The sequence below is a fragment of the Companilactobacillus ginsenosidimutans genome, from assembly GCF_001050475.1.
GTDB lineage: Bacteria > Bacillota > Bacilli > Lactobacillales > Lactobacillaceae > Companilactobacillus > Companilactobacillus ginsenosidimutans.
The window spans coordinates 2,298,312-2,315,766 of the sequence record NZ_CP012034.1 but is presented as its reverse complement, the minus strand read 5'-3'; the positions used below and the strand labels follow the sequence as shown (position 1 = coordinate 2,315,766).

Here is a 17,455-nt window from a genome sequence, read left to right as displayed (position 1 = left end):
TTATTTATCCTTATCTGCTTCAAACACAATTCCGGCTGAAGCGCGCGCGTGTTCTAGAATGCGATTAACAATTCTAGCATATCTTGTCAGTTCAGCATACTTTGTTTGATTGTTTTCGTTGATAATTCTAGCAAATTCGACCGCTTCTGAATCCATTGGGTTGTCACTCTTAGTGGTAGGAATTGGTGAAAGACGCTTGTCCTCGTCACTTTGTTGAAGCTTAGTAATGTCACCAGCGCTATTCATCAACAAAGTTTTCTTACCAAAATAAATTTCAGATGGCATAAATGAATTCTTAGTCTTGCCGACGATAATGTTAACATCGAAATCATCGTATTTCAGAGTCAAACTACCACTGCCATCAACTCCTGATGATAAAATTTCTGCATCATATTCAACATGATTAGGTTCACCGAATAGGACAACAGCATCATAGACACAGTAAACCCCTAAATCGTAAAGCGCCCCGCCAGAAAAATCAGGTGAGAAAACGTTGGGATTTTGTGCGTCCAAATAAGCATCATACTTACTTGAGTATTTCATATACGACAGCGTAGCACCACTCAATGCAGCCTTATTTTGTTCCAAATACCACTGAACCTTCTTGAAAATAGGTTCATGAATTTGTCTTGCCGCCTCAAAGAAGAATACGCCCTTTTGTTTAGCAACCTCTTGTAAAGTGGCCAGTTGATAAACATTAGATGTAACAGGCTTCTCAGAAATAACTTGCTTACCGTGCTCAATTGCCATCTTCGATTGAGCGTAGTGCAAACTGTTTGGTGATGCAATGTAGACAACATCAAAATCATCATTGCTGAAAAATTCTTCTAGATCTGTACTAGTTTGAATGTCGTCAGCCTTGAATTTATCAGCAAAATTACGAGCTTTCTCCTCAGTTCTCGAATAAACTCGTGTCAGCTTAAATGATTTAGTTTCCTCAGCAGCTTCAACAAATTGTTGAGTAATCCAATTGGTTCCTATGATTCCTAATTTCAACATAAAAATCACCTCATAGTTTAATTTTACTGATTACAAACTCCAATTACCACAAAAAACATTACTCTCTGAATAAAATTTGTTATATACTTTTAGGAACACATTTTTTTAGGGGATTTATATATATGAAAGAAGAATCAGAGAAATTCAGTCTGAAAAGAGACTTAGGCCTCTTTCCTGCACTATCAACTGTCATAGGATTAGTAATTGGTGGTGGAGTTTTCTTCAAAATTTCGAGCGTAACTGCAGCAACTGGATCAGCCAGTCTTACTGTTTTGGTATGGTTACTAGCTGGATTCATCACAATCAACGCCGGATTAACAATTGCCGAGCTTGCAGCAGCCTTGCCCGTTGCAGGTGGAATCTATAAATATATCGAGTACATTTATGGAAAAGTTCCAGCCTTCCTATTGGCGTGGGCTCAGTCGGTTATCTATTATCCTGCTGCAATTTCAGCCCTCTCGATAGTCTTCGCAACCCAAGTAATCAACCTTTGGGGACTAGCTACCACTCTTCAAATTCCCATAGCCATTGGAATTGCCGTCTTTTTATTTGTTGCCAATTTATTCGGGGCAAAAGTCGGAGGTGGAATTCAATCCGTTGCGTTCATCGCCAAACTGATTCCAATTGTAGTAATCATCGCTGTCGGACTATTCACCCCATCAACAAATGCAGTTTCACTTTTTCCAGTCACATCTGGAAGTCATCCTGATTTCTGGACATCCCTCGGAGCCGGATTCGTTGCAACCATGTTTGCCTTTGATGGCTGGATGAACGTCGGAAATATGGCTGGTGAAATGAAGCATCCAGAAAAAGATTTGGCTCGTTCAATAATCTGGGGACTGCTCGCAATTACCCTAATCTACGTCCTAATCAGTTTCGTATTTGTCAAAGAACTTCCATTCAACACAATTCCTGGAAATCAAAACGCCGCATCACAAGCAGCCATCAAGATTTTCGGTAATATCGGTGGAAAAATTGTTACCATCGGAATCCTCGTATCAGTTTTTGGATCAATCAATGGTTACACAATGACCGGAACACGTGTCAGCTACGTACTTGGAGCTGATGATAATATCGTTTTTGCCAAATTCTTCGCTAAACTTACTAAAAATACTCGTGTTCCCTTAAACGCCGGAATCGTTCAAACAGTCATCGCAATTATCATGATATTCCTCGGAACATTCGATTATCTCACCGACATGTTAGTCTTCGTCATGTGGATCTTCTCAGTCATGATGTTCGTCGGTGTCTTCATCTTACGTAAAACTCAACCTGAATTACCACGTCCGTACAAAATTAATTTCTACCCAATTCCACCAATCATTGCCATTATCGGTGGTGGATATATTGTAGTCTCAACATTAATTCGTCAACCAGGTCTAGCGTTCATGGGAATCATCATCACCCTTATCGGACTACCTATATACTGGATTCATGAACATTATAAAAATTTAAATGAGTAGCTTATATGGCTACTCATTTTTGTTTAGCCTATAATCAAAGTGAAATTCTATGTACAAAACATTGGGGGTGTCGCCTTTGGAACAGTTATACAAGAATTCATTTGATAAAAGGTTAGTCCAATTAGCCTTACGAATTCAGAAAGTATTCATTTACCGTGTAATTCAACGAACGGTTTTGACAATTTTTCCATTCGTCTTAATCGGAAGTTTCGCCCAAACGTTTAGAGTATTATTTTTAAGTAACGATGGATTCTTAGGACGATTAATGCCAGATATCAACGATAATTTATTTGATCAAATTGACGATATATTCTCGGCAATCTCCAATCTGACTATTGGCTGGGTCTCTGTCATCGCAGTCTTTGCGGCTGCTAAATATACCGCTAAACATTATCACCGTGACGACCAACTGGCTGGAATCTCAGGAAGCTTGGCATTATTGATTATTTCCTACGTCTATTCCAAACGTAGTCCACTATCATTCCACAGTTCCGTATTAGGAGTTAGAGGTCTACTTTTTGCTATATTCCTCGGGATTTTCGTCGGCTATATTTTCAAGCTAACTAGTAAAGAAGCTAAAAACTCCAAATTCAAGACTATGTCGACCAGTGTACTGAATCGAACTTTCATTTCAATTAAATCAATCTTTCTCGTAATCGTACTTGCAGTAATCGTCAGTGATGTCGTCAACATCACCTTTTACTCAAATTTACCAGAATCAGTTTTAGCATCGATTAGTAGCACCAACCCCAGTACGAAGGCAATAACCCAAATATTGCACACCTTTGGATTCGGCGCTTACACAATTATAATGTCATTTTTAGGATGGTCAGGTCCCTATTCCGCCATCGAATCTAGTTATTCAGATCCCTCATCGATTGCTAATTTAAATTATGCATTAAATAACCATACAGCTTGGGGTGCACCCGATTTATTCAACGCCAACACACTTTATCACGCCTTCGCAACTTTTGGTGGTACCGGCGCAACCTTAGCTTTACTAATCGCAATTCTTTGGACATCCAAGGATAATGACATGTTGACAGTTTCACGATGGTCACTAATCCCTAGCATCTTTAACATTAATGCTGGAATGATGTCAGGAATTCCAATTTTATTCAACATCGTCTTCCTAATCCCATTCATGCTCGCACCACTCGTCAACATGATCATCGCAGCAATCGCATTACAACTTCGCCTAATGCCACCGTCAGTCTACTCAATTCCAGCCGGAACACCAGGTCCACTAATCGCCTTTCTCGGCACAAACGGAAGCTGGCAAGCATTACTATTCTCATTAATAACCCTCACAGTCTCAGTCTTCATCTACCTACCCTTCGTCCGAATCGCCCAACACGTCAAGACAATCGACAACTTGGCCAATGATGAAAGGGGGACAAACTAATGCTCAAAAAAACTCTTACCACAAAAAAAGGATTACACGCGTTAACTTTTTTATTTGTCGCATTAATCCTTCTAGCAATTCCTTCATATTTCTGGACTAAAAAGGATGTCTCCACCTTAGCCGGGCGATACAATTCCCCACTTTCACCAATTATCATGATTCCTGGATCAAGTGCTAGTGCCGACAGATTCGATGGACTGGTTGGTAAAATCAATAAAAAATATGATGAACATCACAGTGTTCTTGAATTGACTGTCCACACTAATGACACCATTACCTACAAGGGTTCCATTAGAAATGGCGACACACGTCCATTCATAGTCGTCGGTTTCGAAAACAATCAAGATGGATACGACAACATCAAGAAACAAGCTCGTTGGTTTGATATTGCCTTTGAAGCTTTAAAGAAACGCTACAAGTTCAATAATTTCGACGCGTTCGGTCATTCAAATGGTGGACTAATTTGGACTTACTATCTCGAAAATTATTTTGACGACAATTCGATTCATCTCCACAAGATGTTAACTGTTGGTACTCCTTATAATTTCGAAGAAGTTAATAGTTCTAAACGTACTGAAATGCTCAACAACTTCATTAAAAACCGTGACAAACTACCTTCCAATCTGACATACTATTCAGTTGCAGGTACAAAAGTTTATACTGATGACGGAATTGTCCCAATTGGTAGTGTCGATGCCGGAAAATATATTTTCGAAGGCGTCGCTAAACACTACACCCTAATCACTCTAACTGGTGATAATGCTCAACATTCAGATATGTTGGACAACCAACAATTCATCTCATTATTTCATCAGTACATTATTAACGACGGTGTTAATCCACCAAATAGTGCTCATAAACCAAGTAAACAAACAACAAGATAGGAGATTTTTATGACAAAAGAATACAAATTTGATGCCACAATTAAAGCATCTGATATCGGTTCAGGCGGTGCTTATGTAATTTTCCCCCTAGATATTCGCGAGGTTTTCAACAAAGGACGTGTTAAAGTCCACGCCACTTTTGACAAAACACCTTATGACGGTAGCATCGTGAATATGGGTCTGAAAAATGAAGATGGCTCAATTTGCTACATTCTTGGAATCAGACAAGATATTCGCGAAAAAATCGGCAAAGATATTGGTGATACAGTTTCTGTAACCGTCCGTGAACAAAACTTTAAAACTCCATTCAAACTTAAAAAAGAAGACTAAATAAAAAGTGCATCCCTGAGATTTTTCCCGAGATGCACTTTTTGTTTGCCAAAAATAACGAGTAATATATTTATGCCCTTGCGGCTGAATATCTCATCGTTTATGATTAGTAAAACGCATTCAAAGAAAGAAGGACTACCATGAAAGCTATTATTACAGTTATTGGCCATGATCAAATCGGTATTGTTGCAAAGGTTTCAAACAAATTAGCAGATTTAAAAGTTAATATTATCGATGTCTCACAAACTTTAATGCACGGCAACTTCACCATGATGATGATGGTTGAGTGGCAAGAAACAGTTAAATTTGAAAACGTAAAATCAGAATTGGAATCTTTAGGTCAGTCAGCTGGATTAGACATCCACATCCAAAGAGAAGAAATTTTTGATGCTATTCAAAAACTTTAGGGGGCAACTATGGAAACTAATTCTATTTTAGAAACTATACAAATGATCTCTGAAGAAAAGCTAGATATCCGTACAATTACAATGGGTATCTCACTGCTCGACTGTATTGACAGTGATGGAAAAAAGGCTCGTCAAAAGATTTATGATAAATTGACAACTAAGGCTAAGGATTTAGTTAAAGTTGCTGATCAAATTGAATCTGAATATGGCATTCCTATCGTCAACAAGCGTATTTCTGTTACACCTATTTCCATCGTTGCAGCTGCTTCAGACGATAAGGATTACGTCGCTTATGCTAAAACTATGGATAAAGCTGCTTCAGAACTAGGCGTCGACTTAATTGGTGGATTTACCGCTCTAGTTCAAAAGGGCTCACAAACTGGGGACGATGTACTCATCAACTCCATTCCACAAGCTTTAAGTGAAACAACACGTGTCTGTGGATCCGTTAATGTAGGTTCGACGAAATCTGGAATCAATCTAGATGCTGTTCAAAAAATGGGTCACGTTATCAAAGATTTGGCCGCTATCGACCCTGTTAACTGTATGAGTTTGGTAGTCTTCGCTAATGCTGTGGAAGATAATCCATTCATGGCTGGTGCCTTTCACGGAGTCGGCGAAGCTGATTGTGTTATTAACGTCGGAATTAGTGGACCTGGTGTTGTTAAACGTGCTTTGGAGCAAGTTAAAGGTCAACCTATCGACATTGTTTCCGAAACAATCAAAAAGACCGCATTCAAAGTTACTAGAATGGGCCAATTTGTCGGAAATATCGCTTCTAAGGCACTTAACGTTCCGTTTGGTATAGTTGACTTGTCATTAGCGCCAACACCTAATGAGGGCGATTCTGTTGCCGAAATTCTTGAAGAAATCGGTTTGGACAGTGTCGGTGCACCCGGAACAACTGCTGCTTTAGCATTATTGAACGATGCAGTTAAAAAAGGTGGAGTTATGGCTTGCGAACACGTTGGTGGTTTATCAGGTGCTTTCATCCCCGTATCCGAAGATGCTGAAATGATCCGTGCTGTCGAAGGTGGAAATCTTAACATTGAAAAACTCGAAGCTATGACAGCTGTATGTTCAGTTGGACTAGACATGATCGCAATCCCTGGCGATACAACCGCTGAAACTATCAGTGGAATGATTGCCGACGAATCAGCTATTGGTGTCATCAACAATAAGACAACTGCAGTAAGAATCATCCCAGCAACTGGTAAAAAAGTCGGTGATACAGTTGAATTTGGAGGAATCTTCGGTCACGCTCCGGTAATGCCAGTGAATACAAATTCACCTGCCGACTTTATTCACCGTGGTGGTCACATCCCTTCACCAATTCACTCATTTAAAAACTAGATTTATTGACAAATATATGCCACTAATATAATCTCAAATTAACTAGGATACAGGCTAAATTAGCCTGTATCTTTTATTTTCCTGAGGGGGAAAATTTATGAACATTTATATCTCATCAGTGGCAGTGTTTATCACCGTCGCAATCGCAAATTTAGTTGCCAAATTTATTAAAGTTATCCCAAAAACCTATATTAATTTGTTGTTGGGAATCATCATTGCCTGCATACCAGTTGCGAACTCATTGATCGTCCAATTCGATTCCGAGACTTTCATGGTATTTATAATCGCCCCACTACTTTTCTTGGATGGTCAAAAGACTAGAAGTATTATGGTCAGAAGACAATTCAAGGACATTCTTGGAACGGCAATATTGTTAGCATTGATTTCAGCAGTAGTAAGTTTGTTCACCGTAACTTCGATGTTTTCTTTAACGTTGCCACTTGCCTTAATACTAATCTCGATTAGCACTCCAACTGATGCCACTGCGTTGGACACCGTCCGTGAAGGCAGAAAATTACCAAAGAGAACTGAAATCGTTTTGAAAATGGAATCTCTTTTTAACGATGCTTCAGGTATCATCTTGCTACAAGCGGCGGTCCTATGGTACAAAACAGGACATCTTTCATACGCCCAGAACATTAGAGCATTCCTGATCTCAGCAGTTGGTGGCGTTGCATTAGGCATGGCCGTCGCATTCATCATCATGGTACTTCGTCAAAAAATCATGCGGAGCCGATGGAATGTCAATTATTCCAACATAGTAATTTACTTCGCCACTCCTATTTTGATTTACTTAATGGCTGAAAAGCTTGAACTATCGGGGATTATTGCCGTAGTCACTGCAGGTTTAGTCTTCAACGGTGAAGTCAGTCGGACACGTTTTTCAACTCCACGTTTTCAAAGTTTCTTCAACACCGCTACTGATTTCATTGGTGACTTGTTGAATAGCTCAGTATTTGTAATATTAGGACTATCGATTTCACGAATTGTTGTCGAACACAAACATGATTTAGCAGCTGATTTATCTTGGCTCTACATCGGTATTATTTTGTACGTATTAAGTTTGGCAATTCGATATTTATATGCAAAACTTATTGCCCAGAACTCTCAAATGGAGTCTATCACCTTTACACTCGGAGGCGTCCATGGTGCAGTTACGCTGGCATTGGCTTTCTCCTTGGTGGGTCAAGGCTTCACAGGTCACATATTTGACCTGATTCTGCTAGTTGAGACTGTTGTAATTATCCTGAGCATGGTGGTGCCAACAATTGCCTTCAAATTCTTCCTTGATCCTGAGCTCGATGAGGATGATATTCGTATGAAGTCGCGAAAAATTCGTGAGGAAATGGTTCGAGTTGGAATTGCCTATGTGGAAAGCTTACAAATCTCTCCTGCTGTTAAGGAAAGTGTGATTTTCGACTTGAACGACCAAATTCAGCAAACTACAATTAAGGATTTTCTTTCTCAATGGTGGGGAATCAATAATAAACGTTATATTTTCACCGGATTCCAAGCCGTTGAAGAGCGTCAAATTTTAATGAGTGCTTTTGAAGAAGAACGGAATTTCCTTTACGACCAGCTTGATGGTGTTGCTTTGGAAGATTCCAAACACATTTATGAAGTTTACAGTGAGGTATTGGTTTCTGAATCAATGGCCGTTAGCGATAATGATTAGCAAAAAGGACAATCACCTAAATTGGCGATTGTCCTTTTAATTTACTAAACTTGCAACAACAGACTGCAACCTCCGCTTAGCTACGGAACACAAACGATTGACAGTGTCATTCATTCGCGCTCCTAGGCTATGCTCGGTGGCAGAACACCTTTTGTTCCACTCTGATTTACTTTAAATTAAGCTGTGTGACTGACTCAATGTGATTTGTCATTGGGAACATGTCAACTGGTGTTGTATCTGTAATATCGTATTTATCGCTTAGTGCTTTCAGGTCACGTGTTAATGTGGCTGGATTACAACTGATGTAGACGATACGTCTTGGTTTGATGTTATTAATACTATCGATCAATGATGCTGCCAATCCTTTACGAGGAGGATCGACCATCAACACATCAACTTTGCGTTTATCTTTTGCCCAATCATTCAAGACAAATTCAGTTTTACCAACGATGAAGTCTGTGTTTTTAATGCCATTGATCTCAGCGTTTTGTTGAGCATCTTTAACTGCATCCTCAATAACTTCAATACCAGTAACTTTTTTAGCTTTATCTGCCAATGAAAGTCCAATTGTTCCAATACCTGAATAAGCATCAACAACGGTCTCGTTACCCTTCAAATCAGCCTTATCGATTGCTAATTGATACAATCTTTGAGTTTGAGTTGGGTTAACTTGGTAGAACGAACGTGGTGAAATCCTGTATGTATGTCCAAGAAGTGTATCATCGATATACTTTGAACCACCTAGTAACATCATTTGTTTACCCAAGATAACATTAGTCTGTTTTTCATTAATGTTTAAGAAAACTGATTTAACGTCAGGATTTGCCAAAATTTCTCTAGTGATGTCTTTGTAATGAGAAATGTCACGGACACGAGATACCAAGACAATCATGATTTCACCGGTGTAATAAGCACGTCTAACCATGATAGTTCTGATTTGGCCCTTATGATTTTCTTCATCATAGCCCTTAACTTTGTACTTACATAAAATATCACGTACACGCAAAATCTCAGCATCAATCTTAGGATCTTGAATCAAGAAATCTTCCATCGGAATCAACTCGTGTGAGTGACGACGATAAAATCCGGTTGTAAGTTTGCCGTCAATTTGGCGAACCGGAACTTGAGCCTTGTTTCGATAGTGGAATGGATCTTCCATACCGAGTGTTTCGTTAACTTTTACATCCAAATGAGCTTTTGAAAAACCAGTAGCAATTTGGTTTTGTTTGAAAAGTAATTGTTGTGAATAAGCCAAGTGACTTAATGGTGCGATACCTGTTCTAACATAAACATTATCGATGTCTTCAACACGGTAAGGTGATTTCTTGATGATGTCTAGAGCTTTGGCGAAACCATAACTCTTTCCAACTTTAGTAACCACAGCGTTGACAGTTTCATCTGGCAAAGCGTTATCAACGAAAAGTGTGAAGTCATCAACCTTTGCAACACCCTTTCCTTCATATGAAAGGTCGCTGATTGTTAATTCTAACTTATCATTTTTTTTGATATTAGGTTTGTCCATAAATTCTCCTCTAACATAGAAAAAACAGTCCATCGGACTGTTAATCTAGTTTCTTTTCTTCTTCTATTATTTTTTCACCGACGTCTTTTTCTTCTTGAGTACTATCAAGTGACTTGAGTGGAATAGAATCGACATTCGCATACATTCTAACATGATTATGCAAATTCTTGAACACCATCGGTGCATCCCCACCGTATTCACCATCTAAATTAATCATGATACGGTTGTCATCATTAGCTTTAACAGTAATTTCTTTTGTCTTAGTATAAATGATTTTAGGATTGTCCACATGACGTCCACCGTTTAACACTAAGGTAATTAAATGAACTAAATCTCGTAAGTTAGTTTCCTTAACGATAATCAACGAGAATGTTCCATCACCAATTACTGAGTTTGGAGCAATTTGTTCCATTCCACCAATTGAGTTGGTTAAACCAATTAGGAACATGGTAGCTTTACCGTCAAAAACGCCATCATCATATTCAATATGCATGTCGATTGGGCTAATCCGAGGCAACATTTCAGCACCCTTAACTAGATAAGCAAGGTATCCCAAAATAGACTTGTATGCTGAAGGAACTTCATAAGTAAGTTCAGTCATTGAGCCACCACCGGCAATATTAATAAAATAATTATCTCCGGCTTGACCAATATCCACATCAAGCTTTTGTTTTTTCAAAACGACTTTAGCAGCTTCAACCACATCATCACGTGGAATCTTTAATGCACGAGCATAATCATTTGTTGTTCCTGCAGGAATGATGGCCATTTCTGGACGCTTGTCCAAATCTGCAATACCATTAACAACTTCGTTAATAGTTCCATCACCACCGGCAGCAACGACTAAGTCAAATCCCTCTTGAGCTACTCGTCTTGCCTCTTTTAGTGCTGATCTTTTTTTAGCAGTGGTTCTATAGGCACTTGCCTCATAACCAGCTTGCTCCAGCACATTTAAAATGTCACCCACATTATTTGGCAATGATTCATGACCAGATGTGGGATTGTAAATCAATCTAGCACGCATACGTACACCTCATTAACGGCTATTTAGTTCTTGCATCAATATTTTATTAACAACTTTAGGGTTAGCTTGTCCATGTGTTTGCTTCATAATTTGTCCAATTAAGAAACCGACAGCACGATCTTTACCATTCTTAAAGTCATCAATTGATTGTTGGTTATTATCCAAAATTTCTACGATCATTGGAGTCAATACAGCTGGATCAGACTCTTGAACGAGTCCCTTCTCTTTAACCCAGCCTTCAGGCTCTGTACCGTTACTAATAGTTTCTTGGAAAACTTTTTTGGCAATCTTAGATGAGATTGTTCCATCAGAAATCAAGTTGATCATCTTAGCCAAATGCTCAGGTGTCAAACTTGTTTCTAACAAGCCAACTTTCTTTTCATTCAAGTAAGCATTAACTTCACCCATCAACCAGTTGGAAACTAATTTTGGATTAGCGTCATACTTAACAGTTTCATCAAAGAAGTCAGACATTTCCTTTGTATCTGTCAAAACACCAGCATCATATTCAGGAATTCCTAATTCATTAATATATCTAGCACGACGTTTTTCAGCAGGTTCAGGTAATGAATCTTGAATCTCTTTAATCCATGAAGGATCAATATTGAATGCAGGTAGATCTGGTTCTGGGAAATAACGGTAGTCATCAGCACCGGATTTAACACGCATTAAGAAAGTTTCGCCAGTCTTTTCATCAAAACGACGAGTTTCTTGACCAATTGTTCCACCATTCTTCAAAATAGCAGCTTGACGTTTTTCTTCATAAGCAAGACCAAGTTTAACATAGTTAAACGAGTTCAAGTTCTTCAATTCGACTTTTGTACCTAACTTATCAGATCCAACTGGTGTGATTGAAATATTTGTATCAACACGCATTGAACCTTCTTCCATCTTAACGTCAGATGCACCAGTAAATTGGACAATTTGACGTAATTTTTCTAGGTATGCATATGCTTCTTCTGGAGAATGCATATCAGCCTTAGAAACAATTTCAATAAGTGGTGTACCTTGACGGTTTAAATCAACGAATGAGTTTCCGCCAACGTGAGTATTCTTACCGGCATCTTCTTCAACGTGAAGTTCTTCAACACCGATTTTCTTCTTCTTGCCACCGACTTCAACTTCAATCCAACCATCATGTCCAAGTGGACGTTCGTGTTGTGTAAGTTGGTAAGCCTTTGGGTTATCTGGGTAGAAGTAGTTTTTACGATCAAAGTGTGTGTGTTGTTCAATGCTTGCGTTCAATGCAAGAGCAACCATAACACCAAGACGATATCCACCTTTATTTACTGATGGAAGTACACCAGGAAAACCAAAGTCGATAACATTAGTATTACTGTTAGGTTCAGCACCATATGCTACTGGTGAAGGACTAAACATTTTTGATTTAGTCTTTAATTCAACGTGGACTTCTAGACCGATAGTAGTTTCAAAATTCATTAGTCTTCCCCCTTCAATGCTGTTGGAATTTGTTCATAAAATTTATTTTCTTCTTGTAATGCATATGCGGCATTAAAGATTGATTGTTCATCAAATTTATTTGCCATCAATTGCAAACCAACTGGCATGCCGTCAGCAAGTCCAGCAGGAACTGAAGCTGCAGGTAATCCAGCAAGGTTAGCAGGAATAGTCAAAATATCATTCATGTACATAGCAACCGGATCATCAATTTTTTCATTGATTCCAAAGGCTGTTGTTGTAGTTACAGGTCCTGCAATCAAGTTATATTTGCTTAAGACATCAGACAATTCATTGATAAAGATTGTTCTAACTTCAGCTGCCTTCTTGAAGTAGGCATCATATGCACCAGCTGATAAAGCAAATGTTCCAAGCATGATACGACGTTTAACTTCATCACCGAATCCTTCGGAACGTGAGTTAACGAATAATTCTTTGATGTTCTTAACATCTTTGGCACGGAATCCATAACGAACACCATCATATCTTTGTAAGTTTGATGATGCTTCTGAAGATGCAATTACATAGTAAACTTCAACCGCATGCTTCAAAGTTGGTAAACTAACTTGTTCAACAGTTGCACCCAACTTTTTATATACATCTAATGCAGCATCGATTTGTTCAAGAACTTTAGGATCAGTACCTTCATCCCAGAATTCCTTTGGAACAGCAATTTTTACTCCGTGCATATCTTTGTTCAAGTTAGCACGATAATCAGGAACTTCTTTTTCAGATGAAGTTGAATCATGAACATCATGTCCAGAAATTGTTGAAAGAACCTCAGCAGAATCTTCAACACGTTTTGACATAACACCAACTTGGTCAAGACTTGATGCGAAAGCAATAACTCCCCAACGAGAAACACGACCATAAGTAGGTTTGATTCCGAAAATCCCATTAAATGATGCAGGTTGACGGATTGAACCACCAGTATCTGTACCTAAAGCAGCAATGGCGTCACCTGAAGCAACTGCAGCTGCAGATCCACCTGAAGAACCACCAGGAACTTTAGTGTAATCCCAAGCATTGTGAGAAGTTCCATAGTATGAAGTTTCTGTTGATGACCCCATGGCAAATTCATCCAAGTTTGTTTTACCAACATTAATAGCACCAGCAGCATTAAGCTTTTCAGTAACTGTGGCATTGTATACAGGCATGAAGTTAGACAAAATTTTACTTGAAGCAGTGGTCAAAAGACCTTCTGTCAAAATATTATCTTTAATAGCGATTGGAATTCCTGACAAGTTACCTTTAATACCGTCAGCGTCAACTTTAGCAGCGTCTTTAACTGCATCATCATTAACAGTTACATATGCATTTAAGTTAGTTTCTTTATCATGAATCTTTTGCAAAGTATCCTTAGTTAACTCTTCGGCAGTAATGTCCTTGTTAACTAGTTTTGTGTGCAATGAATCGATTGTTTCGTTGAAGTAATCCACTATTCATCGTCCTCCTTGTCAACAATTGTTGGAACTTTAATCAAGTTATCCTGAACTTCGGGAACATTTTCTAGCATTTGCTCTCTAGTTTGAGTATGTACACCCTCATCAGCACGGAAAACAGTACTTGTGTCACCCATGTGATAAGTTGGTTCAATTCCATCAGTGTCAACTGTTGAAAGGTTACTTGCCATACTTACAATTTTATCTAATTGATCAACGAAGCTATCAACTTCATCATCTTTAAACTTTAGATTTGCTAGTTCAGCAACGTGTAAAATCTCGTCTTTTGAAATCATTTGTTTCTCCTTTGTTTAGTCTGCATTGTATACGTGAGAATTAAATTTACCGTTAGTACGTGTAATCACAGATTGTTGATTATCAACTGTTTGAATAGAAATATCAAGATCAGCACCTGATGGCAAGTACTTACCAGCACTATCTTGGACAAATTGCGTAAAACTCGAAACTTGAGCAAGACCATCAAATTGAGTATTGATTGTGACATCTAAGGACTTCAAACTCTTTCCATCATAATGTGCTTGAGCTGTTACACCAGACAAATTAGGGAAATAATCTTGGATATGTGATTTAAAGTTTGAAAAGGCATCATTGTCACTACTACTAATTGGTTTTTCATTGTTAACTGTTGGTAGCATTTGACTCTTGTAATCCAATGACTTCCAATTACCAAGTGCTCCACTCTTACTTACTGAATAAGCAAAGTAGTTACCACCAATCAAAGTATCTTGGGTTGCGACTGAGTACAAGCCAACTGTAATTGGCATGTCTTTACCAACCTTCTTGTCTTGACGCAATCTCTTAACTACTTGTGCAGCAACCTTTTCGCCTTGCGCCTTTTGTTCAGCTCTAGAAATCTTAGTTTGGAAAGTTGGACCGTATTGCTTCTTTTGATAGTAGTCAACTTCGTTCATGGCAATACCAATTGACATCCCTGCCAACTTGTATTTACCATCTTGCTTTTGAAGATAATCTTCTTCAAGCATTTGTTGGAAATACATTGGAGCACGTTTGTTTTCATCAGTCGAACCATTTGAAGCCGGATTCAATCCAGTTGGGTTCTTCTTGGATTTACGATCAAGCCACTTATTAACTACACTTGCAGAAAGAACTTGTCCTTCTTGGAAAACATAGTTGTTCGTTGCATATTGATCTTGTGACAATTTCATAAGGCCACTCTCAAAACTACGAGTGTTGAATTGATTTGAATTGTCCGCAGCAGTCAAACCACTGATTGGACTAGTTTTGTATTTCCCATTACTCATTAAAACATCATAAGTTCCGGAATCACTTGAATTAGTCGTCTGGATAGAAGTCTTTCCACTATCACTTCCACCAGAAGATAAACTAGAGTTTTGTAAATTCCCACACGCAGATAGCAAAACCATAGATGCCATCAGCAAAGCAGTGGTTTTTATGAATTTTTTCAAAAGTTCTCTCCTTTATTCCTCTGTATCATTCAGAAAATCTGACAAGGTGTTTTCATCAATTATTTCAGTACCTAACTGTTGAGCCTTTGTCAGTTTACTACCAGCTTTTTCACCGGCAATTAAAATATCAGTCTTTTTAGTTACAGAGCCAGTTACTTTTGACCCCATATCTTCCAAGAGACTAGTTAATTCTGAACGTTTGTATTTCGTCAGAGTACCAGTTATAACAATTATTTTATCAGTAAAGTGTTCATTTGTTTCATTATTATTGGAACTACCAATAAATTTCGTGTTAACTCCTACTGATTTTAATTCATTAATTAACTTTTGAACATCATTATTATCAAAATAAGTAATAATACTATCGGCAATTATTTCTCCCATTGTGTTCACTTCAAGAATTTCTTCTTTCGAAGCAGACATCAAACTGTCTAAGTCACCAAAATTTTCACTGAGGATTCTGGCAGCCTTAGCACCGACGTGTCTAATTCCGAGACCAAATAATAATCTCTCAACTGAATTAGCTTTTGAGTTATCAATTGCTGTTAATAGATTATTAATCGATTTGTCTTTGAAACCATCTAATTCAGAAAGATCATCAGCTGTTAACTTGAATAAATCAGCAACATCTTCGATCAATTTTTTCGTATACAATTGCTCGATAATCTTTGGTCCTAAGCCATCGATATTCATCGCATTTCTTGAGGCAAAATGAGTTAGTTGTTCTTTAACTTGAGCGGGACACTTGGGATTGATACAACGAAGTGCCACTTCGTCTTCAAGTCTAATAAGTTCTGAATCACAATATGGACAGTGGGTTGGAATTTCAGCTGGTACAGAATCAGCAGGACGTTTCTTCAAAACTACTTGAGAAACTTCAGGAATAATATCCCCTGCTTTGTGCAGCAAAACAGTATCTCCAACTCGAATATCTTTTGATTTAATCATATCAATGTTATGTAGTGTAGCACGAGCTACTGTTGTTCCAGCTAAACTTACTGGATCCATCACAGCAGTTGGAGTTAAAACTCCTGTTCTACCAATTGTCCATTCAATATCACGAACAATAGTTTCAGCTTGTTCAGGTGGGAACTTATAGGCGATTTCCCAACGAGGAACTTTAACGGTATTTCCTAAACTTCTTTGAGTTGCTAAATCATTAACTTTCAAAACAACTCCATCAATTCCATAATCTAGTCCATCACGCAATTCTCCGTAATGTTCAATGTAATCTTTTACACCAGCAAGTCCGGTTGTAACTTTAGCAGTTGGATTAACGTGGAATCCAAGTTCTTCCATTGTTTGCAGAGCCTCATGCTGGGTCTCAACATTCAAATCATCAAAAGTAACGATAGTGTACATGAATGTATCAAGCTTTCTGTGGGCAGTAACTTCTGGATTCAACTGACGCAAACTTCCGGCGGCAGCGTTTCTTGGATTTGCAAATACTTGTTCACCATTAGCTTCACGCTCGTTGTTCAAACGTAAAAATTCATGTTTATCCATGAAGCATTCGCCACGGACCTCAAAGCTTAACGGACGTGGTAATTTTTGTGGAATAGATTCGATGGTTTTAAGGTTCTCAGTTACGTTTTCACCGATTGTTCCATTTCCACGTGTTGATCCTTGAACTAAAATTCCATTTTCATATACTAACGAAATGGCTAGGCCGTCAATTTTTAATTCGACGTTGTAATCAACTTCTTCACCGACATTTTTCTCGATTCGATTACTCCAATCGGCTAATTCATCTTCGGAAAAGACATCCCCCATTGAGAGCATGGGAATTTCATGTGTTACTTTATTGAATTCAGGATTGACTGAATCACCAACTAATTGTGATGGTGAATCTGCAGTTACAAGGTCTGGAAATTGCTGTTCCAAATCCAGCAATCGATTATATTGCTTGTCATACTCACTATCTTCAACTAATGGCGCATCTTTGGTGTAATAGGCATCACGGTATTCATTTAGCGTTTCACGCAATTGTGCAAGCTCATCGTTGGCAGCTTGTTTTGTAATGTTTTCATCAGCCATAATTGCTC

The 17,455-nt window shown here is 38.4% G+C and carries 15 protein-coding genes; 7 read left to right on the top strand and 8 right to left on the bottom strand.

What is annotated here, in order from left to right:
- On the bottom strand, positions 1-999 hold the full coding sequence (locus ABM34_RS11500; protein WP_048705886.1) for a Gfo/Idh/MocA family protein: 999 nt from the start codon (positions 997-999) through the stop codon (positions 1-3).
- Between the two features lie 122 nt (positions 1,000-1,121).
- On the opposite strand from ABM34_RS11500, the gene ABM34_RS11495 reads away from it, so the two are divergent.
- From ABM34_RS11495 to ABM34_RS11465, 7 genes are all read left to right on the top strand, one after another.
- Complete coding sequence (locus ABM34_RS11495; protein ID WP_048705884.1) at positions 1,122-2,462, top strand: APC family permease; 1,341 nt, start codon at positions 1,122-1,124, stop codon at positions 2,460-2,462.
- A gap of 76 nt (positions 2,463-2,538) precedes the next feature.
- On the top strand, positions 2,539-3,867 hold the full coding sequence (locus ABM34_RS11490) for a PTS transporter subunit EIIC (RefSeq protein ID WP_048705883.1): 1,329 nt from the start codon (positions 2,539-2,541) through the stop codon (positions 3,865-3,867).
- Positions 3,867-4,751 (top strand): alpha/beta hydrolase, encoded by an 885-nt coding sequence (locus tag ABM34_RS11485; RefSeq protein WP_048705881.1) that lies wholly within the window; start codon positions 3,867-3,869, stop codon positions 4,749-4,751. Before ABM34_RS11490 ends, ABM34_RS11485 begins: the two co-directional genes overlap by 1 nt.
- A 9-nt stretch (positions 4,752-4,760) precedes the next feature.
- On the top strand, positions 4,761-5,081 hold the full coding sequence (locus tag ABM34_RS13295) for a DUF1905 domain-containing protein (RefSeq protein ID WP_048705879.1): 321 nt from the start codon (positions 4,761-4,763) through the stop codon (positions 5,079-5,081).
- A 140-nt stretch (positions 5,082-5,221) separates the two neighbouring features.
- Positions 5,222-5,488: an ACT domain-containing protein gene (locus tag ABM34_RS11475; protein ID WP_048705877.1), complete on the top strand. Its 267-nt coding sequence runs from the start codon at positions 5,222-5,224 to the stop codon at positions 5,486-5,488.
- Positions 5,489-5,497: 9 nt separating this feature from the next.
- Positions 5,498-6,841, top strand: a complete 1,344-nt coding sequence (locus ABM34_RS11470; RefSeq protein ID WP_048705876.1) for a PFL family protein — start codon at positions 5,498-5,500, stop codon at positions 6,839-6,841.
- Between the two features lie 97 nt (positions 6,842-6,938).
- Positions 6,939-8,516: a cation:proton antiporter gene (locus ABM34_RS11465; RefSeq protein ID WP_048705874.1), complete on the top strand. Its 1,578-nt coding sequence runs from the start codon at positions 6,939-6,941 to the stop codon at positions 8,514-8,516.
- A 166-nt stretch (positions 8,517-8,682) separates the two neighbouring features.
- Here the strand turns inward: ABM34_RS11465 and rlmD are convergent, their stop codons facing one another.
- Genes rlmD through ligA form a run of 7 tightly spaced genes read right to left on the bottom strand, consistent with a single transcriptional unit; the run spans position 8,683 to position 17,447 of the window.
- Positions 8,683-10,038, bottom strand: a complete 1,356-nt coding sequence (gene rlmD / locus ABM34_RS11460) for a 23S rRNA (uracil(1939)-C(5))-methyltransferase RlmD (RefSeq protein ID WP_048705873.1) — start codon at positions 10,036-10,038, stop codon at positions 8,683-8,685.
- 40 nt (positions 10,039-10,078) lie between these two features.
- Entirely contained in the window at positions 10,079-11,062 is a 984-nt protein-coding gene (locus tag ABM34_RS11455) for a diacylglycerol kinase (protein ID WP_048705871.1), read from the bottom strand.
- Positions 11,063-11,074: 12 nt separating this feature from the next.
- On the bottom strand, positions 11,075-12,502 hold the full coding sequence (gatB, locus tag ABM34_RS11450) for an Asp-tRNA(Asn)/Glu-tRNA(Gln) amidotransferase subunit GatB (RefSeq protein WP_048705869.1): 1,428 nt from the start codon (positions 12,500-12,502) through the stop codon (positions 11,075-11,077).
- On the bottom strand, positions 12,502-13,959 hold the full coding sequence (gene gatA / locus ABM34_RS11445) for an Asp-tRNA(Asn)/Glu-tRNA(Gln) amidotransferase subunit GatA (protein WP_048705867.1): 1,458 nt from the start codon (positions 13,957-13,959) through the stop codon (positions 12,502-12,504). The genes gatB and gatA overlap by 1 nt, the downstream gene beginning before the upstream one ends.
- On the bottom strand, positions 13,959-14,258 hold the full coding sequence (gene gatC / locus ABM34_RS11440; protein ID WP_048705865.1) for an Asp-tRNA(Asn)/Glu-tRNA(Gln) amidotransferase subunit GatC: 300 nt from the start codon (positions 14,256-14,258) through the stop codon (positions 13,959-13,961). The genes gatA and gatC overlap by 1 nt, the downstream gene beginning before the upstream one ends.
- 15 nt (positions 14,259-14,273) lie before the next feature.
- Positions 14,274-15,410 (bottom strand): CamS family sex pheromone protein, encoded by a 1,137-nt coding sequence (locus tag ABM34_RS11435; protein WP_083988315.1) that lies wholly within the window; start codon positions 15,408-15,410, stop codon positions 14,274-14,276.
- A gap of 12 nt (positions 15,411-15,422) precedes the next feature.
- Positions 15,423-17,447 (bottom strand): NAD-dependent DNA ligase LigA, encoded by a 2,025-nt coding sequence (gene ligA, locus ABM34_RS11430; RefSeq protein WP_048705864.1) that lies wholly within the window; start codon positions 17,445-17,447, stop codon positions 15,423-15,425.
- Positions 17,448-17,455: the final 8 nt, after the last annotated feature.